This window comes from Bradyrhizobium sp. USDA 336, assembly GCF_044908355.1.
Lineage (GTDB): Bacteria > Pseudomonadota > Alphaproteobacteria > Rhizobiales > Xanthobacteraceae > Bradyrhizobium > Bradyrhizobium yuanmingense.
In genome coordinates, this window is sequence record NZ_JBIYDC010000002.1 from 5,593,234 (window position 1) to 5,619,029 (window position 25,796).

The following is a 25,796-nucleotide window of genomic DNA, read 5'->3' on the forward strand; positions in this document are numbered from 1 at the left end:
GCTTCGTCGTGGAAGCTGAAGGATTGGCTGTAGCCGCATTCTCCGTCATGCCCGGGCTTGTCCCGGGCATCCACGACCTTTCATCACATCAGCAAGAACGTGGATGGCCGGGACATAGGCGAGCGGAAGCGACGCCGTCCTTCGGACGGCTATGCCCGGCCATGACGCTGCTCGAATAATTCACATCACCAATAATACCGGTACGGATAGTGCCAGCGCGGCCAGTGGCAGACGCGGCGCGGGCCGTAATAGGTCCAGATGATCCGGCAGCGGCGCGGATAAGAGTAGGAAGGATAGTAGCCGCCGACATAATAGGGCCGGTAGAAGTGACGATGGCGGAAATGGGGGCGATGATGGCCCCAGTGGCGGTGGACACCGCCATATCCGCCGTAGCGAAAGCCGTGATGACGATAACCGACATGCCTGTGATGAAAGGCTGGTGCGGCGCGGACACCACCGATATGGCCGCCGCGGAATCCGCCGCCATGGAAGCCATGTCCTCCACCGCGATGGAAGCCTCCTCCACGGAAACCTCCGCCGTGGAAACCATGCCCGTGTCCGCCATGCCCCTGGCGAACCTGCGTGACGAGATCGTCGGTCGCGGCCTTGGCCGCGGGCGACGTCGCCGGATTGATCAAGCTCAGCGCTTCAGCGCGGCGCGCGCTGCCGGCCGACAGCATCAGCGTCGCGGCGGCCGCAAGCCCGAGCAGGCGCACCGAGCCAGCCCGGCGGCCAAACATCCTCAGCATCGAATCCTCCCTGAATCCGGACGGCAGAGCTGCGACGTCTCCGCCGCGCCATTGCCGTTCAATTGCGGTCGCTCCCGGGATCAAATTGCGGACAGCGATGTGAACGCGCCATGAATGAACGAGGCGCATCGCCGCGCTGCGACGCCGTGCCTCGCGCGATCGCAAAGCCGACGGTTCAAGGCGGCGCCTTACCAGTAGGGCCCATAGGTGAAGACGAACGGCGCCGGCACGCCATAGGGATAGGGACGATAGTAGACAGGGCGCGCGTAGTAGCGCGGATCGCGGCGTACGGCAGGCCGCGCCATGTCATATGTCCGCGCGTGTCGTCGCACATCGAAAACCGCAATCCCCGCCGACGCCTCCGGGACCGTCGTCCTTGGCGCGGCGGACGCGCGAGGCAGCCCAGTGGCCAGCGCGGCGGCAATTGCTAGTGCGATCCATCTCGGCATCACGGCCCTCACGAGACCACCGCGAAGCTCGCTGGCGCGGGGCATCGACGGCGTCAGCCCCGGCGCCAGTAGCAGCTCACGCGCGGCACGATCACCGTGCCGCTCGGCCGGTACTCCTGCACATAGGTGGCGTTGCAGACCCGGACCGCGTCGGGGCCGGGATTGTAGCGGGGATAGACGCCGTCCGGGCTGTAATAGGGCGTGATGCGCAGGCGCGGCCGCTTGCGCGGCGGGGGGACATCGTCCGGCGAGACCAGTTGGGCCATCCGGATTTCGGAACTGGCGACCTGCGCCTCGGCGCCCACGCAAAGCTGCGAAAACAACCCCATGCACAGTAGAGTCAGCGCTGTTTTCGCTCGCATTTTTCCGCCCACCCTGAAACGTCCCGTTGACGACCCACGCTCCCCGTTTTGGCGGCGCCCGTCAACCTCGCCGCGCTTATAAAGCCAGATGCATCAGCGGGAAACCCGCGCTAAGAGGTGCTCATGTGGACGGAATTGAAAGCCCCTTCGCTGGCCGAAATGGAAGCGATGGCTCACGACGTGTTCGAGCGCCTGCCGGCGGAATTTCGCAAGCTTTGCGAGGGCGTGATCGTCCGTGTCGAGGACTTCCCGACCGAGGAAGTCCTGGACGAGATGCAATGCGAGAGCGAGTTCGACCTGCTCGGCCTGTTCCAGGGCGTCGGCCTGCCCCAGCAGAGCTTTGGCGACGTGGCGCGGCTGCCCAACATGGTCTGGCTCTACCGCCGCCCGATCCTGGACTATTGGGCCGAGCACGACGAAAGCCTCGGCCACATCGTCCGCCACGTCCTGATCCACGAGATCGGCCACCATTTTGGTCTATCGGACGACGATATGGCCGCGATCGAGGCTAAGGCGGAGTAGGACGCTCTCGGTCCACCTCTCCCTGCCGGGGAGAGGTGAAATCCCGATGCCGCGCCAGTTCGGCTTCAAACCCCTAAGGCAGATTAGATCTGCCGAATTCGGCCTAGGATTTCCGGCCCGATCGCGATAAATAGCCGGTTCCCTGAACCACGTGCGGGAAAGCGCAACCATGGACAAGTTCACCACGCTGGAAGGCGTCGCGGCGCCGCTGAAGATCATCAATGTCGACACCGACATGATCATTCCGAAGCAGTACCTCAAGACCATCAAGCGCACCGGCCTTGGCAAGGGGCTCTTCTCCGAGCAGCGCTACAAGGACGACGGCAGCGAGAATCCGGATTTCGTGCTCAACCAGCCCGCCTATCGCAATGCGAAGGTGCTGGTCGCCGGCGATAATTTCGGCTGCGGCTCCAGCCGCGAGCACGCGCCCTGGGCGCTGCTCGACTTCGGCATCCGCTGCGTGATCTCGACCTCGTTCGGCGACATCTTCTACAACAATTGCTTCAAGAACGGCATTCTGCCGATCCGCGTCAGCCAAGAGGACCTCGACAAGCTGTTCGACGACGCCGAGCGCGGTGCCAACGCGACGCTGACGATCGACCTGCCGAACCAGGAGATCCGCGGCCCCGACGGCGGCAAGGTCAAGTTCGAGATCGATCCGTTCCGCAAGCACTGCCTGATCAACGGCCTCGACGACATCGGCCTCACCATGGAGAAGAAGGCCTCGATCGACTCCTACGAGGACAAGCTCAAGCGCGAGCGCGCCTGGGCCTGATCGCAAGTTTTTGTTGAGCCCCGGTGCCGCAAGCGCCGGGGCTTTTTCTTTGCCTGGATTGTCCCGTATAGATTTGCCCATGCTGCCCGAGATCGTCACCTTCTGGCATGGCCCGATGGATGCGCTGCGCCAGATCTGTCTGCGCTCGCAATTGGCTGCCGGCCACAAGGTCACGGTCTACAGCTTCGACACCATTCCCGGATTGCCCGCAGGCGTCGCGAACGCGGAGGCGGAGGCGATCCTGCCGCACGCGTTCTCCGAACGCTTGCGGCCGCCGCAGCCGGACGGCAGCTGGCGCGACTGGACCATTCTGCAGTTCAGCGACTTCTTCCGCATGAAGCTGATGGCGAAGGGCCTCGGCCTCTGGCTGGATGCCGACGTGCTGCTGCTCAAGCCCGTCGAGATCGATCCGGCAAAGCCCTACTTCGCCTGGGAGCGGCCCCGCCAGCTCGGCAATTCCGTGCTCTATCTGCCGCAAGCGCATGGCATCGTCGCCGCGTTCGAGGAGCTGATGGAGCAGGAGGAGCTGACGCCGGACTGGCTGTCGCTGCGCCACCGCACCACCTTCATGATGCGCCGCCTGCGCGGCGGCTCGAACCGGCTCGCCGATATTCGCGTCGCGATCTACGGGCCCGCGGCGCTCACCGCGCTGGCGCGGCGCACCGGCGAGCTGCAGAACGCATTGCCGAAGCAGTCGTTCTATGCCGTGCATGCCGAGCCGAAACTGTTCTTCGATCCGTCGAGCTATCTTGGCCTGGTCACCGACCCCGCCATCATCGGCCTGCACATCTCGCCGAAGGGCCGCGGCGGCGAGAAGCCGATTCCGGGCAGCCTGTATGCGTGGGCGGCGGAGCGGTTCAGGTAGCTGCTGCGCAGGAAGTGCGCTCCCTCTCCCGCTTGCGGGAGAGGGTTGGGGAGAGGGTGTTTCCGCAAAGGGACAATCCCCAAGAGGAAAGAGCCCTCACCCGCGCCTTCGGCGCGACCTCTCCCGCAAGCGGGAGAGGTGCGGAGGCCGCGGCTCCTTTCCCCATTTGATCCAGCGCAACGCGCCGCTGCATCATTGTGCTTATCTCGCTCCAATTCCGATCGTCCGAATGGAGCTTTCCATGAGCACCGCAACCAGGCCCTATCCCATCGTCCAGGATCTCATCGAGTCCTTTGCGAACTGGGTGAAGCATCGCCGCGAGATCAACGAGATGCGGCAGCTCGACCGCGCGGATTTCGACCGGATTGCCAATGATCTCAGGATCGCTCCCGACGATCTGGAGGAGCTGGTCCGTCATGGCCGGCACGCCGCCGACGAGCTGCCGAAGCTGCTCGATCAGCTCGGCATCAGCACTGAGGAGCTCGGCCGCGCGCAGCCGCTGCTGCTGCGCGACCTCGAGCGGGTCTGCTCGCTCTGCAATCAAAAGGGACAATGCGACCGCGATCTCGCCGACGGCACCGCCGCGGAGAAGTACCACGGCTATTGCGCCAACGCCTCGACGCTGGAGACGCTCGAGCGTGCCGAACACGGGCCGCGGTGAGGCATTGCGTTACTCGATCCATTTCGGCGCGTAAGCCATCGCCTGGCTTTGCGCCGTATCGTGATTGATCCAGATTTCGGCGTTCTCGACCCGTAGCAGCTCGACCACCTTGGCCATCGACGCAACCGTCGCCTGCGGGTCGGCATTGAACGACGGTACGCGCATGTGCCGGAGGTTCTCCCGGTTGTGCGCGACGTCGCCGCTCAGCAGCACGGCGCCGCGCCGCGGCAGCCTTGCCATCAGCGAGCAATGCCCAAGCGTATGGCCGGGCGTGAAGATCATGCGCACCGCGCCGTCGCCAAAGATGTCGTGGTCGCCATCGACGATCTCGAAAGGCCGCTCCCGCAACGCCTCGTAGTGCGGCAGCGAGTAGCCGAACTCGTCGGGATCCGGCCCGAACATGGCTTCGAACTCGGCCCGTTGAGCGATCCATCTTGCGTTTTCGAACAGGTCGACATTTCCGATATGATCGAAATGCGCATGCGAGAGGAGGATCGTGCCGATATCGCGGGGCCGCACCCCGATTTCATCCAATTGGTCCGCGAGAGGCCGGTGCACGATGCCGCGTATGCCGTGGGCGATGATGCGCCCTTCCGGAACCTTCGCCAGCTCATCCGCTATTCCCGTATCCCAGATCAGCCACTCACCGCGGTGACGGATGAGATAGGCATTGCAGCTCAACGTCATGGGAATGCCGACATTGATGCCGGGAGAATAGATCGAGCCGTCTTCGACCTGCGCAATGCCTCCGTCGAGGATGTAGATCCGGTCGATGGTCGCCATGTGAGAACTCTTCAAGCCGCCGATTCGACGCGCCGCTTCGCCTCGCGCATGTCGCGCCCAGGCGGCATGCCGAACAATCGGCAGTATTCCCGCGTGAACTGCGTAACGCTTTCGTAGCCGACCCGATGAGAGGCGGTCGCGATGCTCGCGCCGTCGGCCAGCATGGTGCGGCGCGCCTCGATCAGACGCAGCTGCTTCTGGAACTGAAGCGGGGTCAGCGACGTGATGCTGCGAAAGTGCAGGTGAAAGGCCGACTGGCTCATCCCCGCGGCCTTGGCGAGCCGGTCGACACGCAAAGGCTTGGCATAGTCGGCGCGAATGATCGCAACCGCACGGCCGATCCGTTGCGCATGGCTGTCGGCCATGCCGAGCGCCCTGATGGCACCCCCGTGCCGACCGGCCAATAGCCAATAATGCAGCTCCCGCAGCACTTGGCTCTGGAGGATCGAGGCGGATGAGGGCCGATCGATCAAGCGCAACAACCGCAGCGCCGCATCGCTCACATCCCGCTCCGTCGGCTCGACCCGAAGCGGCTGCGACGGAACATAAGGCGCGGCCCCCATCTCGACGACCAGCCCCTCGATGACGATGGGATCGAGCTCGACGACGAGCGACAAATAGGGCACCGCGGCTGTGGCGCGCGTGATCTGGCTGACCGTCGGCACGTCGCTCGAGATCACCAGCGAATCGCCCGCACCCAGGTCTAACGACGTGGCGCCGACCGCAACACGCTTGGCCCCTTGCAGCACCAAGGCGACCAGCGGCTTGGAGATCGCAAATTGGAGCGCGCTCGGCGCGGTCTCACGAACGATTGAGATGCCGGCGAAAGGCGTTGACGCGAGGCCTTTGCCGTCCGCGTGAGCTGCGGCGTAATTGCTGGCGATCTGGAGCAGCGTTTCGGTCACGGGCCCAATCTAGGCCGAGCCAGGCACGCGGGCAATTGCCGAGCGGCGATCAGGCAATAAGACGGGAATTCCAGGCAAGCCTGAAGGGGCTACATCTGCCGCCGGCCGCATTCCTGGAGGATTGGGCAAGACGATCACAGGATCCGGCAACATGCGCTTCTCGATCACAGGCAGAAAGGGCCCGTCGAAACTTCACGAGGAATTTCCAAATGCCCACCATTTCGCTCGTCACCGGCGCCAGCCGGGGCCTTGGCCGCAATACCGCAATCGCCATCGCGCGCCACGGCGGCGACGTCATCGTGACCTATCGCAGCGGCGCCGCCGCCGCCCGCGAGGTCGTCACCGAGATCGAGGCGCTCGGCCGAAAAGCGGTCGCGCTCCAGCTCGACGTCACCTCCGTATCGACCTTTCCGGCGTTCGCCGCAAAAGTCCGGTCAGCGCTGGCGGAGCACTGGCACGCCGACAAGTTCGATCATCTCGTCAACAATGCCGGCCAGGGCGAAATGGCCACCTTGGCCGAGACGACGGAGCAGCAGTTCGACGCACTCTTCGACACCCATGTCAAAGGGCCGTTCTTTCTGACGCAGGCCTTGCTGCCGCTGCTCGGCGACAATGGCCGGATCGTCAACTTCTCGAGCGGGCTGACGCGCGTGTCTTTCCCCGGCTTCTCGGCCTATGCCGCAGCCAAGGGCGCCATCGAGGTTCTGACCGTCTACATGGCAAAAGAATTCGGCGAACGCGGCATCACCGCCAACGTCGTCGCGCCGGGCGCGATCGAGACCGACTTCCTTGGCGGCGCCGTCCGCGACATGCCGGATCTAAACAAGCAGTTCGCGCAAATGACCGCGCTTGGCCGCGTCGGTGTGCCCGACGACATCGGGCCGATGGTCGCGAGCCTGCTCGGTCCGGAGAACCGCTGGGTTACGGCCCAGCGCATCGAGGTGTCCGGCGGCCAGACGATCTGAGTGCGGCGGCATTGGCGCACTCCGTCGCGACGCGACGGAGTGCGCGAGCCCTCAGCCCTTCCGCATCACCGCGATCGCATCCGCGATCTCGTCACCGCTACCGCCACCGAGAAAGACCCGACCACCTGCCGGACCGCTGATGGCAGCGTACAGCAGAGCTTTCACCTCTTGCGCATCGCCCGGTGGCAACGGGCGTAAATAGTATGACTGTTTGCGCGGCCAGGATGCGGGAAAGCTCACCGCAAATATCCGTGCTTGATCTCGACTATTAGCTCTGTTTGGATCGCTACCGTTCCGCAATTCGCATTTCGGATAATCATGGCGAATGAAACAGATGATTCCCGTCGTTCGTTGGGTGCTCGTTCAACAGAGGACACCGTGACTGCCCACCGCAAGGGCATCGGGAATCGGCTGTTGGCGGCGCTGCCGCCGGCGGATCTCGCTTTGCTGACGCCCCACTTCCAGAAGGTCTCGTTCGAACCCGATGCCGTCCTGGTGCGATCGGGCGACGAACTCGACCCCGTCTATTTTCCCCATAGCGGCGCGATCGCCTTCATGCTCGATATGCCGGACGGGCAAACGGTCGCGACCAGCTTGATGGGACGCGAAGGCGCTTTGGCCTCGTTCTCCGTGCTCGGCCCCTCGCCTTCGTCCGTGACCGCGATTGCTCGCACAGCCGGCACTGCATCGGTGATTTCCGCCGCCAAATTTCGCGCTGCCCATGTGCAAAGCGCAGCGATCAGGAATGTCGTGCAGGTCCACGCCCGCGCCGTGTTGCTGCAGCTCCAGCACGTCGCCGCTTGCAACGCGCTGCACCGGGTGGATGGCCGAATGGCGCGGTGGCTCCTGCAGCTTCACGACCGCGTTCCGGAGGACCTGCTTCCGGTGACGCAGGAGGCGCTGGCGCAGCTGGTTGGGGTACGGCGGACGACAGTGACTTTGACGATGAGCAAGCTACGCGAGGCCGGCGCCATCCCGTCCGAGCGGCGCGGGTTTGTCGAGATCCATCGGACGCGGCTCGAGAGGATCGCATGCGATTGCTATGCGCTCATGCAGCGCACGATCGATCGAATGTATTGCCAGGAATTGGCGGCGCCGCAGCCTGCCGATGCGCCGTTCCGGCAAAGCTCCATCGCCGCCTCCGACGGAGCAGGCGCTGAATTCAAGGCCGTTTCGCGGGCGGGACGATAGAGCGCAATACTTGCGGCGCGTGGAGAAGTGGATCTCGCGCCTCAGCCCTTCCCCATCGCCGCGATCGCGTCCGCAATCGCAATCGTGCGCCGGGCCATGTCCGCGTGCAGGCGCTCCACCATCGCACCATCGAGGCGGATCGCGCCGCGCGAGGCGTTCTCGGGCAGTTCGAACGCCGCGATGATCTTTCGCGCGCGGGCGACTTCCTCCTCCGGCGGGGTGAAGATGGCGTTGCAGGCGTCGATCTGGGAGGGGTGGATCAGCGTCTTGCCGTCGAAGCCGAGATCGCGGCCTTGCGCGCATTCGGTGGCGAAGCCGTCGGAATTGGCGATGTCGCTGTAGGGACCGTCGAGGATCTCGAGGCCGTGGGCGCGGCTCGCCAGGATGCAATGGGTGATCATCGGGATCATCGCGGCGCGGCCCGGCAGCATCCTGATCCGCGTCTCGCGCGAGATGTCGTTCGGGCCGAACACGAAGCCCGAGAGACGGCGCGAGGGATCGCGGCCGGCGGCGGCCAGCTCCTCGGCATGCAGCACGGCGCGCGCGGTCTCGATCATGGCCCAGACTTTGACGGTCGGCGCGGCGCCGAGCTCGGCCAGCTTGCGGCCGATGGCGTCGAGATCCTCGACACTCGAAACTTTTGGAACCAGGATGCCGTCCGGCGAGGCCTTGGCCGCCATGGCGGCATCATCCGGCCACCAGGGCGTGTCGAGGCCGTTGGTCCGGATCAGGACCTCGCGCCTGCCAAAGCCCTTGGCGGCGATCGCCGCCGCAATGCCGTCGCGCGCCGCCGCCTTGGCCTCGGGAGCGACGGAATCCTCGAGGTCGAGGATCAGCCCGTCGGCGGCGAGATTGCGCGCCTTTTCCAGCGCGCGCGGGTTGGAGCCGGGCATGAACAGATGGCTGCGGCGCGGGCGGGTCATGCTGCGTTCCTTCCTGGTCTATCGTCCCCCAGCCGATAGCATTTGGCCTGCCCATTCGAAAGGCTTGTCGGCCTTGGCGGTATGTGATTAGGCATGGGCCATGACGACATTCCCGACGCACTTGCTGGAAGGCTACAAGGCCTTCGCCACCCAGCGGCTGCCGACCGAGCAGAACCGCTACCGCGAGCTCTCGGTCAAAGGGCAGTCGCCTGAGACCATGGTGATCGGCTGCTGCGACTCCCGGGTCTCCCCCGAGGTGATCTTCGACGCCGGGCCGGGCGAGCTCTTCGTCGTCCGCAACATCGCCAATCTGGTGCCGACTTATCAGCCTGACGAAGGCGCGCACGGCGTCTCGGCAGCGCTGGAGTTTGCGGTGACGGTGCTGAAGGTGAGGCACATCGTGGTGCTCGGCCACGCCCAATGCGGCGGCATCCGCGCCTTCATCGACAAGATCGAGCCGCTCACGCCCGGCGACTTCATCGGCCGCTGGATGCAGATGTTCATCAAGCCGGGCGAGGTGGTCGAGCAGCGCGAGCACGAGACCATGGCGCAGTTCGTCGAGCGCATCGAGAAGGCCGCCGTGTTCCGCAGCCTGGAAAACCTGATGACCTTCCCTTTCGTCCGCAAGGCCGTGGAGAGCGGCCGGATGCAGACCCACGGCGCCTATTTCGGCGTGGCGGAGGGGTCGCTGTTCGTGCTGGACAAGGCGACCAAGGAATTCAGGAACGCACGCGAGGGATAATCCTGCTCGCCGGCGGGCAAGGCGGCTTGTCCGCAAGGCGTGCCTTTGCCGGCTCGCAAGAGGGCATATCGGGAGCTTGCAAATCGTGCGTGACGAATGGCGGACAGGCGCCTGGTTCGCTAGAGTGTTCTCCATTCGCCACTCGCCATTTGCTCCATCATGCTGATCCTTGCCATCGATACTGCGCTCGAAGCCTGCGCGGCCGCCGTTCTCGACACCGACGCCGGCGAGCTCCTCGCACGGGAATCGCAGCTGATGAAGCGCGGCCATGCCGAGGCGCTGATGCCGATGATCGCGCGCGTGATGCAATCGGCCGGCCGCGCCTTCACCTCGCTCGACCGCATCGCCGTCACCGTCGGGCCCGGCAGCTTCACCGGCCTGCGCGTCGGCATCTCGGCGGCGCGGGGCCTTGCGCTTGCGGCGAAACGGCCGGCGGTCGGGCTGACGACGCTGTCGGCCTATGCCGCTGGGGTCGTCGCCAAGAGCGGAACGGTGCCGGTGATCTCTGCGATCGATGCGCGGCACGATCACGTCTATTTCCAGATCGTCGCCGGCGACGGCAGCCAGCTGGTGCGGCCGGCTGTCGCCTCCATCGACGCGGCGATCGCGGCCTCGCAACACGGTGCGCCGCATCTGGTCGGCAATGCCGCCGGGATCCTCGCAGGTCGCTGGCCGAAGGACGGACCGCAACCCGTTGCGATCGACGCGCAGCCCGCGCCCGACATCAGCTGGGTCGCCTGGCTCGGCGCGGCGGCCAATCCCGACACCAATCCAGCGCGGCCGTTCTATCTGAAAGCGCCCGACGCCAAGCCCGCGGCATCGACGCCGCTCGCAGCACAAGCCGCGAGCTCATGATGGGATGGCTGTCGGAGTGGTGGCGCGGTGGCACCGCCGCCGTCGAGCCCGCGACCATGCGCGATGCCGCGCGCCTCGCGCAGCTGCACGGCGCCTCCTTCGCGCAGGGCTGGGGCGAAGGCGAGTTCGAGAGCATGATGAGCGAGCGCAACACGCTGGTGCATCGCTTGCGGCTCGGCCGCAAGACGATCGGCTTTGCGGTGTCGCGGATCGGCGCGGACGAAGCGGAGATTCTCTCGATCGCGGTGGACGGGGCTTATCGCGGCCGGGGGCTCTCCCGCACGCTGCTGATGACCCATCTCGGCCACCTCGCCGGGCGCGGCGTACGCACCATATTTCTGGAAGTGGAGGAGAACAACCAGCCGGCGCGGCGGCTTTACGATCGAGCCGGATTCGTGGTGGTCGGGCGCCGCGATCGCTACTATAAGCAGCCCAACGGGGAACAATTGAACGCCCTTCTGATGCGGCGTGACTTGTCGTAACATCGGCGGCAGAAAGCGCCCGCCCAGGCAGACAACGCTATGACCACACTGAAACATTCTTCTGCGTCCAAGGCATCCGAGATCGAGGCGCGCTGCGCCGCAACGGGCATGCGCATGACCGAGCAGCGCCGCGTCATCGCCCGCGTGCTGGCGGAAGCGATCGATCATCCCGACGTCGAGGAACTCTACCGGCGCTGCGTTGCGGTCGACGACAAGATCTCGATCTCGACGGTCTATCGCACCGTGAAGCTGTTCGAGGACGCCGGCATCATCGAGCGCCACGATTTTCGTGAAGGCCGCGCGCGCTACGAGCAGATGCGCGACAGCCATCACGACCACCTCATCAACCTGCGCGACGGCAAGGTGATCGAGTTCACCTCGGAGGAGATCGAGAAGCTGCAGGCGGAGATCGCCCGCAAGCTCGGCTATCGCCTGGTCGACCACCGGCTCGAGCTCTATTGCGTCCCGCTCGACGACGACAAGCCGACGAATTGATGAACCTACCTTTCGGCGCGCTCTCTTCACCCCTCCCCGTTGGGGAGAGGTCGATTTGCGAAGCAAATCGGGTGGGGGGCCTCGGGTCCCACGAGAGAGCAGATCCCCTCACCCGGCGCTTCGCGCCGACCTCTCCCTTTGGGAGAGGTGGCACCGCCCGCTCTGAACCACGGTGCCAAAACCGAGCTGCACACTGAATGCCCATCGACCTCATCATCTTCGATTGCGACGGCGTGCTCGTGGACAGCGAGGTGATCTCCTGCCGGGCGCATGCGGACGTGCTGACGCGCCACGGCTATCCGATCACGTCGGAGCAGGTGTTCGCGCGCTTCCTCGGTCGCTCGACAAAGCAGGCCAATCTCGAGATCGAGACCGAGCTCGGCCGCAAGCTGCCCGAGGCCTATCACGGCGATCTCCAGGACGAGCTGTTTCGCGCATTCGAAGCCGACCTCGAAGCGATCCGCGGCATCCACGATGTGCTGGATGTCGTCACGCAGGCCGTCTGTGTCGCCTCCAGCGGCTCACATCCGCGCATGCGCGTGAGCCTCGGGAGCACCGGGCTGTACGAGCGCCTCGCGCCAAATATCTTCTCGGCCTCGCAGGTGGCGAACGGCAAGCCGGCGCCGGACCTGTTCTTGTTCGCGGCGAGCCAAATGGGCGTGCCGCCCGCGCGCTGCGTCGTGATCGAGGACAGCCTCGCCGGCATCGCAGGCGCCCGCGCCGCCGGCATGACGGTTTTCGGCTTTTACGGGGGCAGTCATTGCCGCGACGGATATGGCGAGACGCTGCGCCAGGCGGGCGCCGACTTGATCTTTGGCGACATGCATCAGCTGCCGGAGCTGGTCCGGCGGGTCGAGGCGGACGCCGTGGCGGGCTGATTGGTGCCGTCATTCCGGGGCGATGCGCCGGGACCGCGAAGCGCGGCCCGGAGCATCGAACCCGGAATCTGGCGCCAAAACCTCTGGATTCCGGGTTCGCGCTGGCGCGCGCCCCGGAATGACGAGCGGAAATGGCTCCATTCGCTGGATTTTCGGCCCTCCAGCCTATATCTGAGGGCCGTCCTCCACCTCCATTTCGGGTTCCATGACGCCGCCGCGCAAGCTGCACATCAAATCATATGGCTGCCAGATGAACGTCTACGATGCCCAGCGCATGGTGGACACGCTGGCCCCGGAAGGATTCGTGGAGACGGCGAGCGCGGAGGATGCCGACCTCGTCATCCTCAACACCTGCCATATCCGCGAGAAGGCCTCGGAGAAGGTCTATTCCGAGCTCGGCCGGCTGCGCGTCGCCAAGGACGAGGCCGCGCGTGCAGGCCGCGCGATGCAGATCGCGGTGGCGGGCTGCGTGGCGCAGGCCGAGGGCGAGGAGATCGTGCGCCGGGCGCCTGTCGTCGACGTCGTGGTGGGACCGCAGAGCTATCATCATCTACCGGAGCTGTTGAAGCGCGCCGAGGGCGAAGGCCGCGCGATCGAGACCGAGTTTCCCGCCGCGGACAAGTTCGGCTTCCTGGCCCAGCCGAAGCCGGACGCGATCCGCGCGCGCGGCATTTCCGCCTTCGTCACGGTGCAGGAAGGCTGCGACAAGTTCTGCACCTTCTGCGTCGTGCCCTATACGCGCGGCGCGGAGGTGTCGCGCCCCGTCGCGAAGATCGTCGAGGACGTGAAGCGGCTCGCTGACAACGGCGTGCGCGAGCTCACGCTGATCGGGCAAAACGTCAACGCCTATCACGGCGACGGCCCGGACGGAAAAACCTGGCCGCTCGGAAGGCTGCTCGAACATCTGGCGACGATTCCCGGCATCGGGCGGCTGCGCTATTCGACCAGCCACCCCCGCGACGTCGACGACAGCCTGATCGCGGCCCATCGCGACCTCGGTGCCCTGATGCCGTTCGTGCACCTGCCGGTCCAGTCCGGCTCGGACCGCATTTTGGCGGCCATGAACCGCAAACATACCGCCGATGATTACCGGCGGGTCATCGACCGTTTTCGTACCGCACGCCAAGACATTGCTTTTTCATCGGATTTCATCGTCGGCTTCCCCGGCGAGAGCGAGCAAGATTTTCTCGCCACCCTCGCGCTTGTCACGCAAATCGGCTACGCTGCGGCCTATTCGTTCAAATACTCCGCCCGGCCGGGAACGCCGGCCGCGGACATGCAGGAGACGGTGTCCCCCGCCGAGATGGACCAGCGATTGGAGCGGCTCCAGGAACTGATCGACAGCCAGCAATCGGCCTTCAACAAGGCCGCGATTGGCTCAACGGTCGACGTGCTGTTCGAGCGTCCGGCGCGCAAAGTGGGCCAGATCGTGGGCCGCACCGCCTACCTCCAGCCCGCCCATGTAATGGCCGCGCCCGACATCATCGGACAGATCCTGCCGGTCAGAATCGACAGCCTCGAGCGCTACAGTTTTCTCGGCGAGCTCGTGACGCCGCGCAAGATGCGCGAGCCCGCTTTATCGCAAGCCAGTGGAGCCTGAACCCTTGCCCAAAAGCGCATCGGATTCGTCTTCGTTCGCTCCCAGCCGCAAGTTCGACCGCGACATGCAAGTACCGCCCGAGACCCAGGTCGTCATCGACTTCGACGACAACCGCGCCGCTTCCGCGCTGGTCGGCCCCTACGGCCAGCACCTGGCGCAGATCGAGCGGCGGCTCGGCGTCATCGTCGATTCCAAGGGCAACCACATCACGATCGGCGGCACCCGCGACGGCTGCGACGCCGCGCGCCGCGTGCTGGAGATGCTCTACGCGCAGGCCGCGAAGGGCCACGATCTCGACCAGGGTGAGGTCGAGGGCGCGATCCGCGCCGTGATCGCGCAGGGCTCGCTGTTCGAGTTCGACGCCAAATCGGCCAAATCGACCTTCGACAGCATCAATCTGCGCAAGCGTCCGGTGCGGGCACGCACCGCCGCGCAGGATTCCTACATCCGCGCGCTGAAGCGGCACGAGCTGGTGTTCGGCATCGGCCCCGCCGGCACCGGCAAGACCTGGCTCGCCGTCGCGCATGCCGCGCAGCTGTTCGAGCGCAAGGAGGTCGACAAGATCATCCTGTCGCGCCCGGCGGTGGAAGCCGGCGAGCGGCTCGGCTTTCTCCCCGGCGATCTCCGCGAGAAGGTCGATCCTTATCTGCGGCCGATCTATGATGCGCTCTACGACCTCATGGACGCGCGCATCGTCGAGCGCGCGCTGCAGACCGGCGAGATCGAGATCGCGCCGCTCGCCTTCATGCGCGGCCGCACGCTGACCAACGCCGCCATCATCCTGGACGAGGCCCAGAACACCACGTCGATGCAGATGAAGATGTTCCTGACGCGTCTCGGCGAGAACAGCCGCATGATTGTGACGGGCGATCCCTCCCAGATCGACCTGCCGAACGGCCAGACCTCGGGGCTGGCCGAGGCGACCCGCCTCCTGAGCGGCGTCGAGGGCATCGCCCAGGTTCATTTCAAGGCGGAGGACGTGATCCGCCACGAGCTCGTGGCGCGGATCGTCGCCGCCTATGAAGGGCCGCCGCAGCGGCCGGCCACCGGTCAATCCTGACGAGGCAACACCGGACCCAAGAGGGCCCGAGCACGGCGCCCTTCGTCCGAGACAACACAATGTCCCATTCCAACCTTCCCATGACCGAGGTCCTCGTCGTCGCCGATTGCTGGCAGCGCGAGCCCGATTCCGAAGCCGTGATCCAGCGCGCACTGGCGGCGGCCGCCGAGAGCGTCGACGAGGACGTTGCCGACGCGGAAGTGGCCGTGATGCTGACCGATGATGCCGGCATCCGCACGCTCAACAGCAACTGGCGCGACATCGACAAGCCGACCAACGTGCTGTCGTTCCCGGCGCTGCAGCCGGAGGGCGCCTGGAAGCCGGGCGATGCCCCGCGCATGCTCGGCGATATCGCGATCGCCTATGAGACCATGCGGCGCGAGGCGGACGAGGAGCACAAGCCGTTCGACCATCATCTGAGCCACCTGGCCGTGCACGGCTTCCTGCACCTGATCGGCTACGACCACGAGAACGACGACGACGCCGAGGAGATGGAAGCGCTCGAAACCGAGATCCTCGCCCATCTCGGCATCCCAGATCCCTATGCCGATCGCCCGGGGACGCACTGAGATGCCGGATTCCGAGCCTACCCACGACAATCCCCGCACCACGGCCAATTTGCCGGTTGTGGTGACGCCGGGCGAGGTGCTGCGCCCGAGTGCCGAAAGCTGGCTGCTGCGCGCCATCCGCACGCTGTTCGGCTGGAAGGCGGGGTCGGTGCGCGACGACCTCCAGGTCGTGCTCGACGCCTCGACGCCCGACGACACCGGCTTCTCCGCGGTCGAGCGCACCATGCTGCGCAACATCCTCAGCCTGCACGAGCGTCGCATCGCCGACGTCATGGTGCATCGCGCCGACATCGTCGCGGTCAAGCGCGACATCCCGCTCGGGGAATTGATGGACCGCTTCGAGAGCGCTGGCCATTCGCGCCTCGTCGTCTTCAACGAGACGCTCGACGATCCCGTCGGCATCGTCCACATCCGCGATTTGCTCGCCTTCATGACCGCGCGCGCCCGCGTGTCGGAAGCCACCAAGACCAAGCGCAAGAAGCCGCTGCCGGCCGGGCTCGATTTGCGCGCAGTCGATCTCGCGCTGCCGCTTCACGAGGCGCACATCATCCGCAAGCTGCTCTACGTGCCGCCGTCGATGCGGGCGATCGACCTGCTCGCGCAGATGCAGGCCTCGCGCATCCATCTGGCGCTCGTGGTCGACGAATATGGCGGCAGCGACGGGCTGGTCTCGATCGAGGACATCGTCGAGCAGATCGTCGGCGAGATCGACGACGAGCACGACAGCGACGAGCCGCCCTCGATCGTGCGCCTGCCCGACAACGCCTTCATTGCCGACGCCCGCGCCAGCCTCGACGACGTCCGCTCGGTGATCGGCGAGGATTTCGTCACCGGCGAGGCAGGCGAGGAGGTGGAGACGCTGGGCGGCTATCTCGTCAGCTTCGTCGGGCGCCTGCCGGTGCGCGGCGAGGTGATCTCGGGCCCCGGCAATTACGAGGTCGAGGTGCTCGATGCCGATCCGCGCCGCGTCAAGCGGCTGCGCATCGCGACGCGGAAGGAACGCCCGGCGCCCCGCACCCAGCGCGAGAGCCGGCGGCGTGAAGCCACGCCGGAGAGCGGACAAGCGCCGGCCAGCGACACGCCGACATCGCCGCCGCGCGACGGGGCCGCCTCGCAGTGAGCCCATCGCAGCGCCTCCGGCAAATTGCGCTCGCCATCATCCTCACCTGGGGATGGCAGCGCGCAGTCGTCGCCATGGCGGCCGGAGCCTTGTCGGTGCTGGCGCTGGCGCCGTTCAACCTCTTTCCGGTGCTGTTCGTCACCTTCCCGGTGCTGGTCTGGCTGATCGACGGCGCCGCGGGCGGCCGCTATGGCGGCGTGCCCGCCGCCGCCTTGACCGGCTACTGGTTCGGGCTCGGCTATTTCGTGCCCGGCCTTTACTGGATCGGCTACGCCTTCTTCGTCGAAGCCGACACATTCGCCTGGCTGACGCCGTTCGCGGTGCTGGGCCTGCCGGCCTATCTTTCGATCTTCACGGCGATCGGCTTTGCGCTGGCGCGCCTGCTCTGGAGCAAGAACGCCACGCGCGTGCTGGCGCTCGCAGCGAGCCTCACCATCAGCGAATGGCTGCGCGGCCATGCGCTGACCGGCTTCCCCTGGAACACGTTCGGCTATGCGCTGTCCGAGCCATTGCCGCTGGCGCAGACGGCCTCGCTGATCGGCCTGTGGGGCATGACGTTCCTGACGATTGCGATCTTCGCGAGCCCGGCGACGCTGATCGACCGCACGCCGGATCGGCGCCTGCAATGGCGGGGGCCGGCCGCGGCCGTCGCGCTCCTGCTTGTCATGAGCATCTTTGGCGCAATCCGCCTGTCGCTGCATCCGACCACGATCGTATCCGGCCCCAAGCTGCGCCTGATGCAGCCCAACCTGCAGCAGGACGAGAAATTCAACTATGCCGCCAAGCCGGAGGTAATGAAGAAGTACCTTGCGCTGTCGGACCGCGCCTCCGGCCCGCAATCGACCGGCGTGCGCGATGCCACCATCCTGATCTGGCCGGAATCCGCCTTTCCGTTCTTCCTGACCCGCGAAGCCGACGCGATGGCGCAAATCGCCGATCTGTTGCCGAAGGGCACGGTGCTGATCACGGGATCGGTCCGCGCGCCCGATGTGCCGCGGGGCACGCCGATCACGCGCGCCTACAACTCGATCTACGTGATCGATCACGACGGCAGCGTGCTCGCCGTCTACGACAAGCTGCATCTGGTACCGTTCGGAGAATTTCTTCCGTACCAGTCGTTGATGGAGAAGCTCGGTTTCGAGCAACTGACGCGTGTGCGCGGCGGCTTCATTCCAGGCACCGTGCGGCATGCGCTCCCCGTTGCCGGCGCGCCGCCCGCGTTGCCCCTGATCTGCTACGAGGCGATCTTTCCCGACGAAGTGGCTGTACGCAACGAACGTCCGGGCTGGATCGTGAACCTGACCAATGACGGCTGGTTCGGCATCTCGACCGGTCCCTACCAGCACCTGGAGCAGTCGCGAATGCGCGCGATCGAGCTCGGATTGCCGCTGGTCCGCTCGGCCAATACCGGCATCTCCGCAGTGATCGATCCGGTCGGCCGCACCGTCGCGAGCCTAGGTCTCGGCCTCGAAGGCATTTTGGACGCAAACCTGCCGGCCGCGATCCCACCGACCGTTTATGCACGGGTGGGTGATGTGCCCGCAATCATGCTCGTCGCGGTGGCCGTGCTGTTGGCGGTCCGCCGACGAATAGGCAAACGCCAGCCCTGATCGCACCGCCGCCGCAGCGGCCGGAATCCTTTGACAACCGTAGTCCCACGGTTGACAGACTGCACGCGGGCTCCCCATTCTGCACCGGCTGCGAAAGATGGCGGTGCATTGCTAAATTTCTCCGCAATGTTTCCCAATAACAGGGTTTGATTTTGACGGTGCTGCACCCGAGGCATGCTTGATCATTGCGCCGAAGGTGGTGTTTGGAGGGCTGAGGAAATGTCGAAAGCGCCCAACCCTGTTGACAAATATGTCGGCAGTCGCGTGCGCATGCGCCGCATCATGTTGGGCATGAGCCAGGAGAAGCTCGGTGAAGCTTTGGGCCTGACTTTCCAGCAGATTCAGAAGTACGAGAAGGGCACCAACCGGGTCGGCGCAAGCCGCATCCAGCAGATCGCGGAGATTCTGCAGGTGCCGGTGTCCTTCCTGTTCGAGGGTGGCCCGAGCGGCGTGCCGGGTCCGGATGGCTTCAGCGAAGGCGCCTCGCCCTCTTACGTCTCGGACTTTCTCGCCACCTCCGAAGGGCTCGCTTTGACCAAGGCGTTCACGCGAATCACTGATTCGAAGATGCGCCGCTCGATCGTCGATCTCGTCGAGCAGATCGCGGCCCGCGAAGGTCCGGACAAGCGTTGAAGCTCATGTCTCCCGCGATTTGAGACTGCATCAAATCTGGCCTATGTCGTCATTGACGACCGCGCTTTGATGCGCGTCCGCTTCGATGATGCGATTCAAAGGACACAGATGCGTCCATGACCGGCTCCAATTGGTTCGATTCACAAACTATTCTCGATGGCATCCGCCGCTGGGTGGAGATCGAGACGCCGACGGAAGCACCTGAACAGGTCAACAAGCTGGTCTCCGTGGTCGCGGAGCAATACGGCGACCTGCCCGTCGCGCTCGAGCGCATCGCGGGCGTGGACGGCTGCGGCGATCATCTCGTGGCGCGCACGAATTGGGGGCTGGATCAGCCGGGCATCCTGGTGCTGAGCCATCTCGATACCGTCCATCCCATCGGCTTCATCGAGCGCCTGCCGTTCAAGGTCGAAGGCGACGTCGCGTTCGGTCCGGGCATCTACGACATGAAGGGCGGCGCCTACATCGCCCACCACGCCTTCCGCGCGCTTTGCGCGACAGGCGATCGCTCGCCGCTCGGCATCACGCATCTGTTCACGTCCGACGAGGAGATCGGCAGCCCGACCTCGCGTGCGCTGATCGAGCAGGAAGGACGCAAGGCCAAATACGTGCTGGTGACCGAGCCGGCGCGCGACGGCGGCAAGATCGTCACCGGGCGCAAGGGCGTCGGACGCTTCCGGGTATTCATCAAGGGCGTGCCCGCGCATGCCGGCTCGCGGCCCGAAGACGGCCGCAGCGCCGTCCGCGAACTCGGCAACGTCATCCTCGCGCTGGAAGGGATGAACGATCTGGCGCGCGGGGTCACCGTCAATGTCGGCGTGGTGCGCGGCGGCACGCGTCCCAACGTCACGCCCGAGGAAGCCTATGCGGAAGTGGATCTGCGCGTCGTGAGCCTCAAGGACGCAGACGAGTTCGTCGGCAAGATCCTTGGACTGAGATCGAAGACCGCCGGCGTCACCATCACGGTCACGGGCGAGCTCAACCGGCCGCCTTACGAGAAGAGCAATGCAGGCGCCGCGTTGTACGAACATGCCAGGACGCTCGCCAGCGAGATCGGCTTCGAGCTGATCGACACCCACACCGGCGGCGGCTCGGACGGCAATTTCACCGCCCCGCACACCGCAACGCTCGACGGGCTCGGCGTCGACGGCAAGGGTGCGCACACCCATTATGAGCAGCTCTATGTCTCCTCGCTCGCACCGCGCGCGCGGCTGCTCCATCGGCTTTATCAGACGCTGCGATGAGCGAACGCAAATCAAGCCCTGACCGCGACGACAGCGAGCGCGCCTTCTTCGGGCGCCGCAAGGGTCACAAGCTGAGGCAACACCAGGCCGGCTTGATCGAGCAACTGCTGCCGCATCTTGCCCTCGATATCGACGGTCAGGCGCCGGCGGACGCGCGCGACATCTTCGATCCCGCAGCCGACGACGTCAGGCTCGAGATCGGCTTCGGCGGCGGCGAGCATCTCGCGGCCGAGGCGCAGAACTTCCCCGCCACCGGCTTCATCGGCTGCGAGCCCTATGTCAACGGCATGGCCAAGATCCTCGCGCAGATCGAGGCGGCCAACATCGGCAACATCCGCCTGTTCGCGGGCGATGCCGCCGAGCTCTTGGCCTGGCTTCCCAAGGAGTCGCTGTCGCGGATCGACCTGATCCATCCCGATCCCTGGCCGAAGCGGCGGCACTGGAAGCGGCGCTTCGTCCAGGACCGCACCATTGCGGTGATGGCGCGCGTGCTCAAGCCGAACGGCGAATTCCGCTTCGTCTGCGACATCGACGATTACTGCGCCTGGACACTGTCGCATCTTGCGCGCTCGCAGGACTTCGTCTGGCTTGCCGAACGCGCCGACGATTTCCGTCTTCCATGGCCGGGCTACACGATGACGCGCTACGGCCGAAAGGCCGCGCGCGAGGGACGCAAGGCGGCCTATCTGCGGTTCAGAAGAACGTAGTCGTCATTGCGAGGAGCGAAGCGACGAAGCAATCCAGAGTGCTCGCTCGGAGAGATTTCTGGATTGCTTCGCTTCGCTCGCAATGACGGAGTGGGACGCTAGATCGTCTGCCGGTTGCGCCAGAAATTCACGACGCGTTCGGCGGTCGTCGGCATCAGGCGCGTGAAATTGATGCGGGCGGCCTCGATGTCGGCATCGGCCGGCGTGCGGTTCGAACCGTACCAGAGCAGGATCAGCGCGCGCACCGTGGGCCAGCCGAGGTTCAGCACGCGGCCCAGGATCAGCAGCGGATCGTAGCGGTCGCCCGCGATCAGGCGGTCGAGGACCTGGAGGCGAACGCCCGACATCGCCGATAGCGCGGCGACCGATTCCTCGTATTTGTTCGCCTTGGCGAAACCGAGCAGCGCGCTCTCGCCGAGATGGCCTCCGCGGTGCAAGGTCAGCACGGTGTGCTGTGCCGCGGAGAAATCGCGGCGCGGGCCCGGCGGCAGCGCCGCCTCCTCGATCGCCGCCATCGCGCGCTTGATCTCGGCCTGGCGCGCGGGATTGACCACGGTGGAGAGACGGCGGCGGATGACGTCGAGCGTCCCGTCGAGCAGCTGCTTCAGGTGCTCCCCGGAAAGGTCGTTGCGCTGGCCGATCCTCAACGTCAGCACGCCGTCCTGCGCCGCGCGCTTGATCAGCTCGGAATAGCTTCCGGGCGAGAACACTGCACCGGCATTGGCTGCGGCACGGCGCACCACGTCGCGATCGCCGCGCTCAACCAGCACGTCGGTGACGACGGGCGACAAAGCGGGACGCTCGGTCATCGCCAGCAGATGACCCTGGCCCTTCAAGCGCGCGATCTCGACCAGAGCCGCATCGTCGAGCACGGGTGAGCGGCGCAGCACGGGGCCGGCGACCGCGATCTCGTTTTCGCGCGCGAGCTGATTGACGAGGTGCGGCGGCGCGTTGTTCAGGCGCGAGAAACGCTCGGCCAGATCGGCGCGCGAGGCCAGCTCGGCATGCGGGACGAGATCGATCAGGAGATTGTCGAAGAGATTGATCAGTTCGGGGCGGAGCTTTTCCGCGTCCTGGAAGAACAGCTGGGAAATGGCGCGCGCGATCTCGCCACGACGCCTCGGGTCGCCGCGCTTGACGATATCGTCCAGTCCAGGAATGAGCGACGTGGCAACGGTCATGAAAACGCAACTCGAACGGGGCACGCCGCGGGTGCGCCCTTGGTTCAAGCCGCCCCACAATCGGGAAATCTAGGCCTGCTTGATGAAGGAAGCGTTGCGCAGGGCCGGCTGACGGGCGCAAAAAGGCCCTGTTGCCGCTGCAATGGGCCTTGTCCGGGGGGTAGGAAAGCGCTATATCAGCGCCAATTCATCTTCTCATACGATCCGCGTAGTGAGAGTGGGCCCGAAAGGACCCGCTCTTTTTTATTACCTGAACGCGGCTCGGCGGGAGATGCGCCCGACGCGTTGTCGGGAAAGTTCCGAAGCGGGCTTTGAAATCGTAACCAAGCCTTAACCATCGAGCGCTCTGACCCTGGACATGACCGAACCGAACCCTGGTTCCACGGATGCCGAATTGCTGGCCGAGCCGCGGCTCGTGGTCGAGCCCGGCGTCGCGGCACGGGTGTCCGCGGTGGCAGCTCCCGTGCTCCAGGGCATGGGCTACCGCCTGGTCCGGATCCGCATTTCCGGCGAGGCCGGCTGCACCGTGCAGATCATGGCCGAGCGGCCGGACGGCTCGATGCAGATCGAGGATTGCGAGGCGATCTCGCGGGCCCTGTCGCCCGTGCTCGACGTCGCCGATCCCATCGACCGCGCCTATCGGCTCGAGATCTCCTCGCCGGGAATCGACCGCCCGCTGGTGCGCCGCTCCGATTTCGAGCGCTATTCCGGGCACCTGGTGAAGATCGAGATGGCGGTCGCGCATGAGGGGCGCAAGCGCTTCCGCGGCACGCTCGGCGCCGTCGAGGGCGACCGCGTGCATCTGCATCGCGACGATGCCAAGGCCGGCGACGATGCCGACGTTCTCCTGACCATGGAGGATATCGGCGATGCCCGGCTGGTGCTGACCGACGAGCTGATCGCCGAATCCATGCGCCGCGGCAAGGCCGAGGCGCGCGAGATGCGGCGCAATCTCGGTCTCGAGCCGCCGCAGGCGCCGCACGCCAGAATCAGCGAGAAGATCACCAAGAACACCAAGCCGAAGAAGAAGCCGGCCCCGACCAACACGAAGAAACATCGCCTTGCCGCCGAACGCGCGCGGCGCGGCGAGATCGAGCCTGACCAAGGAGACTAGCCATGGCAGTCAGCGCCAACCGACTCGAATTGCTTCAGATCGCCGACGCCGTCGCACGCGAGAAGTCGATCGACCGCGGCATCGTCATCGCGGCGATGGAGGACGCCATCGCCAAGGCGGCGCGCGCCCGTTACGGCAGCGAAACTGACGTTCATGCCGAGATCGACCCGAAGAAGGGCGAGCTGCGGCTGTCGCGCCACATGCTGGTGGTCGACAAGGTCGAGAATCATTCCAACCAGATCTCGCTGGTGGACGCGCAGCGCGCCAATCCCGGCGCCCAGGTCGGCGACACCATCGCCGACACCCTGCCGCCGCTGGAATATGGCCGCATCGCCGCGCAATCGGCCAAGCAGGTCATCGTGCAGAAGGTGCGCGAGGCCGAGCGCGACCGGCAGTACCAGGAATTCAAGGACCGCATCGGCGACATCGTCAACGGCGTCGTCAAGCGCGTCGAATATGGCAGCGTGATCGTCGATCTCGGCCGCGGTGAAGCCATTATCCGCCGCGACGAGATGCTGCCGCGCGAGGTGTTCCGCAACGGCGACCGCGTCCGCGCCTACATCTTCGACGTCCGCCGCGAGACGAGAGGCCCGCAGATCTTCCTCTCCCGCACCCATCCCCAGTTCATGGCGAAGCTGTTCGCGCAGGAAGTGCCGGAGATCTATGACGGCATCGTCGAGATCAAGGCGGTGGCCCGCGATCCGGGCTCGCGTGCGAAAATCGGCGTGATTTCCCGCGATTCCTCGGTCGATCCGGTCGGCGCCTGCGTCGGCATGCGCGGCTCGCGCGTGCAGGCCGTGGTCAACGAGCTGCAGGGCGAGAAGATCGACATCATTCCATGGTCGCCCGACATCGCGACCTTCGTGGTCAACGCGCTGGCGCCGGCGGAAGTCTCCAAGGTCGTGATCGACGAGGACCGCGAGCGCATCGAGGTCGTGGTGCCCGACACCAACAACCAGCTCTCGCTCGCGATCGGCCGCCGCGGCCAGAACGTGCGCCTGGCCTCGCAGCTCACCGGCTGGGATATCGACATCCTGACCGAGCAGGAGGAATCGGAGCGCCGCCAGGCCGACTTCGAGAACTCGACCCGCGTCTTCATGGAATCGCTCAACGTCGACGAAGTGGTCGGCCAGCTGCTGGCGTCCGAGGGCTTCACCTCGGTCGAGGAGCTCGCGATGGTGGACGTCAAGGAGCTCGCCGGCATCGAGGGCTTCGACGAGGAGACCGCGCAGGAGCTGCAGAATCGCGCCCGCGAATATCTGGAGCAGCAGGAAGCCGAGCTCGAGGCGAGGCGCAAGGAGCTCGGCGTCGAGGACGCGCTCAAGGACGTGCCCGGCGTGACCTCGAAGATGCTGGTGAAGTTCGGCGAGAACGACATCAAGAGCGTCGAGGACCTCGCCGGCTGCGCCACCGACGATCTGGTCGGCTGGACCGAGCGCAAGGAAGGCAGCGAGCCGACCAAGCACGCCGGTGCGCTCGACGGCATCGACATCTCCCGTGACGACGCCGAAGCGATGATCATGCAGGCCCGCGTCAAGGCCGGCTGGATCACCGAAGCCGATCTCGCCAAGCCCACCGAGGAGGCCGAGGCGACCGAAGATCAGCCGGCTTAAGGGCAAAGGAGAATGTCGCCCGGATGCTTGCAGATTCCGACCTCGAACTTGACCATGGGCCGCGGACCGAAAGGTCCGCGACCATGCGCATGTGCGCGGTCAGCCGCGAGGTCCGGCCGATTGACGAGCTGATCCGCTTCGTCGCATCGCCTGACGGACAAATAGTTCCCGATCTCAAGCGCAAGCTGCCCGGACGCGGGATGTGGCTCACCGCCTCCCGCAAGACGGTTGCGGAAGCGGTGCGGCGTCACCAATTTAGCAAGGCCTTCAAGCGCGAGCTGCGCATCCCTCAGACGCTTCCCGCCGACATCGAGGCGCTCCTGGTCCGGAGCGTGACCGAAGCCCTTGGGATCGCCGCCAAGGCGGGCCAGGTCGTGGCCGGTTTCGGCAAGGTCGAAAGCGCCCTTCGGGAAGGCACGGTCGAGGTCCTGATCCATGCCAGCGACGGGGCCGCGGACGGAATCCGCAAATTGGACATGCTGGCGCGTCAGAATGCCGGGAATCGCGGTGCTAAGGCGCAGATTCCCGTCGTCACCGCTCTGAAATCGGTAGAATTGGATTTGGCACTGACCCGGTCAAATGTGATACATGCTGCCCTGCTCGCGGGCCCGGCGAGCAAGTCATTCCTGTCACGTAGCCAGATCCTGGTCCGATACCGGATGGCGGACGACGACAAGACTGCCGAAAAACCCGGCCAGGATTTCTGAGAGACAACGACGACCCGATTGGATGGTGCGGCAACG

At 65.6% G+C, this 25,796-nt stretch carries 29 protein-coding genes; 22 read left to right on the plus strand and 7 right to left on the minus strand.

The window, feature by feature from the left end:
* Positions 1 to 185 precede the first annotated feature (185 nt).
* A complete protein-coding gene (locus ABIA45_RS27225) occupies positions 186 to 749 on the minus strand; it encodes a hypothetical protein (protein WP_271543542.1) in 564 nt (187 codons plus the stop codon).
* Positions 750 to 1,251: 502 nt separating this feature from the next.
* On the minus strand, positions 1,252 to 1,527 hold the full coding sequence (locus ABIA45_RS27230) for a hypothetical protein (protein ID WP_404655764.1): 276 nt from the start codon (positions 1,525 to 1,527) through the stop codon (positions 1,252 to 1,254).
* A 156-nt stretch (positions 1,528 to 1,683) separates the two neighbouring features.
* Between ABIA45_RS27230 and ABIA45_RS27235 the strand changes: the two genes are divergently transcribed.
* The 4 genes from ABIA45_RS27235 (at position 1,684) to ABIA45_RS27250 (ending at position 4,383) form a co-directional block, all read left to right on the plus strand.
* The gene (locus ABIA45_RS27235) at positions 1,684 to 2,082 is read left to right on the plus strand and encodes a metallopeptidase family protein (RefSeq protein WP_157285946.1); all 399 of its coding nucleotides are present in this window, start codon (positions 1,684 to 1,686) and stop codon (positions 2,080 to 2,082) included.
* Between the two features lie 169 nt (positions 2,083 to 2,251).
* Positions 2,252 to 2,857: a 3-isopropylmalate dehydratase small subunit gene (leuD, locus tag ABIA45_RS27240; RefSeq protein WP_027573022.1), complete on the plus strand. Its 606-nt coding sequence runs from the start codon at positions 2,252 to 2,254 to the stop codon at positions 2,855 to 2,857.
* 79 nt (positions 2,858 to 2,936) lie between these two features.
* On the plus strand, positions 2,937 to 3,722 hold the full coding sequence (locus ABIA45_RS27245; protein WP_404654443.1) for a hypothetical protein: 786 nt from the start codon (positions 2,937 to 2,939) through the stop codon (positions 3,720 to 3,722).
* A gap of 241 nt (positions 3,723 to 3,963) precedes the next feature.
* Positions 3,964 to 4,383, plus strand: a complete 420-nt coding sequence (locus tag ABIA45_RS27250) for a hypothetical protein (RefSeq protein WP_404654444.1) — start codon at positions 3,964 to 3,966, stop codon at positions 4,381 to 4,383.
* Positions 4,384 to 4,392: 9 nt separating this feature from the next.
* Here the strand turns inward: ABIA45_RS27250 and ABIA45_RS27255 are convergent, their stop codons facing one another.
* Entirely contained in the window at positions 4,393 to 5,166 is a 774-nt protein-coding gene (locus tag ABIA45_RS27255; protein ID WP_404654445.1) for an N-acyl homoserine lactonase family protein, read from the minus strand.
* Positions 5,167 to 5,177: 11 nt separating this feature from the next.
* Positions 5,178 to 6,071, minus strand: coding sequence for an AraC family transcriptional regulator N-terminal domain-containing protein (locus ABIA45_RS27260; protein WP_404654446.1), 894 nt, complete (start codon positions 6,069 to 6,071; stop codon positions 5,178 to 5,180).
* Between the two features lie 209 nt (positions 6,072 to 6,280).
* On the opposite strand from ABIA45_RS27260, the gene ABIA45_RS27265 reads away from it, so the two are divergent.
* Complete coding sequence (locus tag ABIA45_RS27265) at positions 6,281 to 7,036, plus strand: SDR family NAD(P)-dependent oxidoreductase (RefSeq protein ID WP_157285950.1); 756 nt, start codon at positions 6,281 to 6,283, stop codon at positions 7,034 to 7,036.
* Positions 7,037 to 7,087: 51 nt separating this feature from the next.
* Here ABIA45_RS27265 and ABIA45_RS27270 read toward each other — a convergent pair whose 3' ends face one another.
* Positions 7,088 to 7,276, minus strand: a complete 189-nt coding sequence (locus ABIA45_RS27270; RefSeq protein ID WP_271543528.1) for a hypothetical protein — start codon at positions 7,274 to 7,276, stop codon at positions 7,088 to 7,090.
* 138 nt (positions 7,277 to 7,414) lie between these two features.
* Here ABIA45_RS27270 and ABIA45_RS27275 point away from each other — a divergent pair, with 138 nt between their 5' ends.
* Entirely contained in the window at positions 7,415 to 8,227 is an 813-nt protein-coding gene (locus tag ABIA45_RS27275; protein WP_404655766.1) for a Crp/Fnr family transcriptional regulator, read from the plus strand.
* Positions 8,228 to 8,268: 41 nt separating this feature from the next.
* Here the strand turns inward: ABIA45_RS27275 and ABIA45_RS27280 are convergent, their stop codons facing one another.
* On the minus strand, positions 8,269 to 9,150 hold the full coding sequence (locus ABIA45_RS27280) for a CoA ester lyase (RefSeq protein WP_036008938.1): 882 nt from the start codon (positions 9,148 to 9,150) through the stop codon (positions 8,269 to 8,271).
* 100 nt (positions 9,151 to 9,250) lie between these two features.
* Here ABIA45_RS27280 and ABIA45_RS27285 point away from each other — a divergent pair, with 100 nt between their 5' ends.
* The 13 genes from ABIA45_RS27285 to trmB all read left to right on the plus strand — a co-directional run bounded on the left by ABIA45_RS27285 (position 9,251) and on the right by trmB (position 21,145).
* A complete protein-coding gene (locus tag ABIA45_RS27285) occupies positions 9,251 to 9,892 on the plus strand; it encodes a carbonic anhydrase (RefSeq protein WP_404654447.1) in 642 nt (213 codons plus the stop codon).
* Positions 9,893 to 10,051: 159 nt separating this feature from the next.
* Positions 10,052 to 10,747, plus strand: a complete 696-nt coding sequence (tsaB, locus tag ABIA45_RS27290; RefSeq protein ID WP_404544788.1) for a tRNA (adenosine(37)-N6)-threonylcarbamoyltransferase complex dimerization subunit type 1 TsaB — start codon at positions 10,052 to 10,054, stop codon at positions 10,745 to 10,747.
* Positions 10,744 to 11,229, plus strand: a complete 486-nt coding sequence (gene rimI, locus ABIA45_RS27295; RefSeq protein WP_404544790.1) for a ribosomal protein S18-alanine N-acetyltransferase — start codon at positions 10,744 to 10,746, stop codon at positions 11,227 to 11,229. Before tsaB ends, rimI begins: the two co-directional genes overlap by 4 nt.
* Before the next feature lie 39 nt (positions 11,230 to 11,268).
* A complete protein-coding gene (locus ABIA45_RS27300) occupies positions 11,269 to 11,724 on the plus strand; it encodes a Fur family transcriptional regulator (RefSeq protein ID WP_109141846.1) in 456 nt (151 codons plus the stop codon).
* Between the two features lie 197 nt (positions 11,725 to 11,921).
* Positions 11,922 to 12,602 (plus strand): HAD family hydrolase, encoded by a 681-nt coding sequence (locus ABIA45_RS27305; protein WP_404654448.1) that lies wholly within the window; start codon positions 11,922 to 11,924, stop codon positions 12,600 to 12,602.
* A gap of 205 nt (positions 12,603 to 12,807) precedes the next feature.
* Positions 12,808 to 14,202, plus strand: coding sequence for a tRNA (N6-isopentenyl adenosine(37)-C2)-methylthiotransferase MiaB (gene miaB, locus ABIA45_RS27310; protein WP_404654449.1), 1,395 nt, complete (start codon positions 12,808 to 12,810; stop codon positions 14,200 to 14,202).
* 64 nt (positions 14,203 to 14,266) lie between these two features.
* Positions 14,267 to 15,262, plus strand: a complete 996-nt coding sequence (locus ABIA45_RS27315; protein ID WP_036008958.1) for a PhoH family protein — start codon at positions 14,267 to 14,269, stop codon at positions 15,260 to 15,262.
* A 59-nt stretch (positions 15,263 to 15,321) separates the two neighbouring features.
* A complete protein-coding gene (gene ybeY, locus ABIA45_RS27320; RefSeq protein WP_404654450.1) occupies positions 15,322 to 15,831 on the plus strand; it encodes an rRNA maturation RNase YbeY in 510 nt (169 codons plus the stop codon).
* A gap of 1 nt (position 15,832) precedes the next feature.
* The gene (locus ABIA45_RS27325) at positions 15,833 to 16,951 is read left to right on the plus strand and encodes a hemolysin family protein (RefSeq protein WP_036008986.1); all 1,119 of its coding nucleotides are present in this window, start codon (positions 15,833 to 15,835) and stop codon (positions 16,949 to 16,951) included.
* Positions 16,948 to 18,561, plus strand: a complete 1,614-nt coding sequence (gene lnt / locus ABIA45_RS27330; protein ID WP_404654451.1) for an apolipoprotein N-acyltransferase — start codon at positions 16,948 to 16,950, stop codon at positions 18,559 to 18,561. Before ABIA45_RS27325 ends, lnt begins: the two co-directional genes overlap by 4 nt.
* 219 nt (positions 18,562 to 18,780) lie before the next feature.
* A complete protein-coding gene (locus ABIA45_RS27335) occupies positions 18,781 to 19,194 on the plus strand; it encodes a helix-turn-helix domain-containing protein (RefSeq protein WP_018319423.1) in 414 nt (137 codons plus the stop codon).
* A gap of 116 nt (positions 19,195 to 19,310) precedes the next feature.
* Positions 19,311 to 20,438: a M20 family metallopeptidase gene (locus tag ABIA45_RS27340; protein WP_404654452.1), complete on the plus strand. Its 1,128-nt coding sequence runs from the start codon at positions 19,311 to 19,313 to the stop codon at positions 20,436 to 20,438.
* Complete coding sequence (gene trmB, locus ABIA45_RS27345; protein WP_404654453.1) at positions 20,435 to 21,145, plus strand: tRNA (guanosine(46)-N7)-methyltransferase TrmB; 711 nt, start codon at positions 20,435 to 20,437, stop codon at positions 21,143 to 21,145. The genes ABIA45_RS27340 and trmB overlap by 4 nt, the downstream gene beginning before the upstream one ends.
* A 98-nt stretch (positions 21,146 to 21,243) precedes the next feature.
* Here the strand turns inward: trmB and ABIA45_RS27350 are convergent, their stop codons facing one another.
* Positions 21,244 to 22,326, minus strand: coding sequence for a DUF2336 domain-containing protein (locus ABIA45_RS27350; protein WP_404654454.1), 1,083 nt, complete (start codon positions 22,324 to 22,326; stop codon positions 21,244 to 21,246).
* Positions 22,327 to 22,684: 358 nt separating this feature from the next.
* Here ABIA45_RS27350 and rimP point away from each other — a divergent pair, with 358 nt between their 5' ends.
* Genes rimP through ABIA45_RS27365 form a run of 3 tightly spaced genes read left to right on the plus strand, consistent with a single transcriptional unit; the run spans position 22,685 to position 25,760 of the window.
* A complete protein-coding gene (gene rimP, locus ABIA45_RS27355; protein WP_157285960.1) occupies positions 22,685 to 23,440 on the plus strand; it encodes a ribosome maturation factor RimP in 756 nt (251 codons plus the stop codon).
* 2 nt (positions 23,441 to 23,442) lie between these two features.
* Positions 23,443 to 25,053, plus strand: a complete 1,611-nt coding sequence (nusA, locus tag ABIA45_RS27360) for a transcription termination factor NusA (RefSeq protein ID WP_036024506.1) — start codon at positions 23,443 to 23,445, stop codon at positions 25,051 to 25,053.
* A gap of 23 nt (positions 25,054 to 25,076) precedes the next feature.
* A complete protein-coding gene (locus ABIA45_RS27365; protein ID WP_275500521.1) occupies positions 25,077 to 25,760 on the plus strand; it encodes an RNA-binding protein in 684 nt (227 codons plus the stop codon).
* Positions 25,761 to 25,796: the final 36 nt, after the last annotated feature.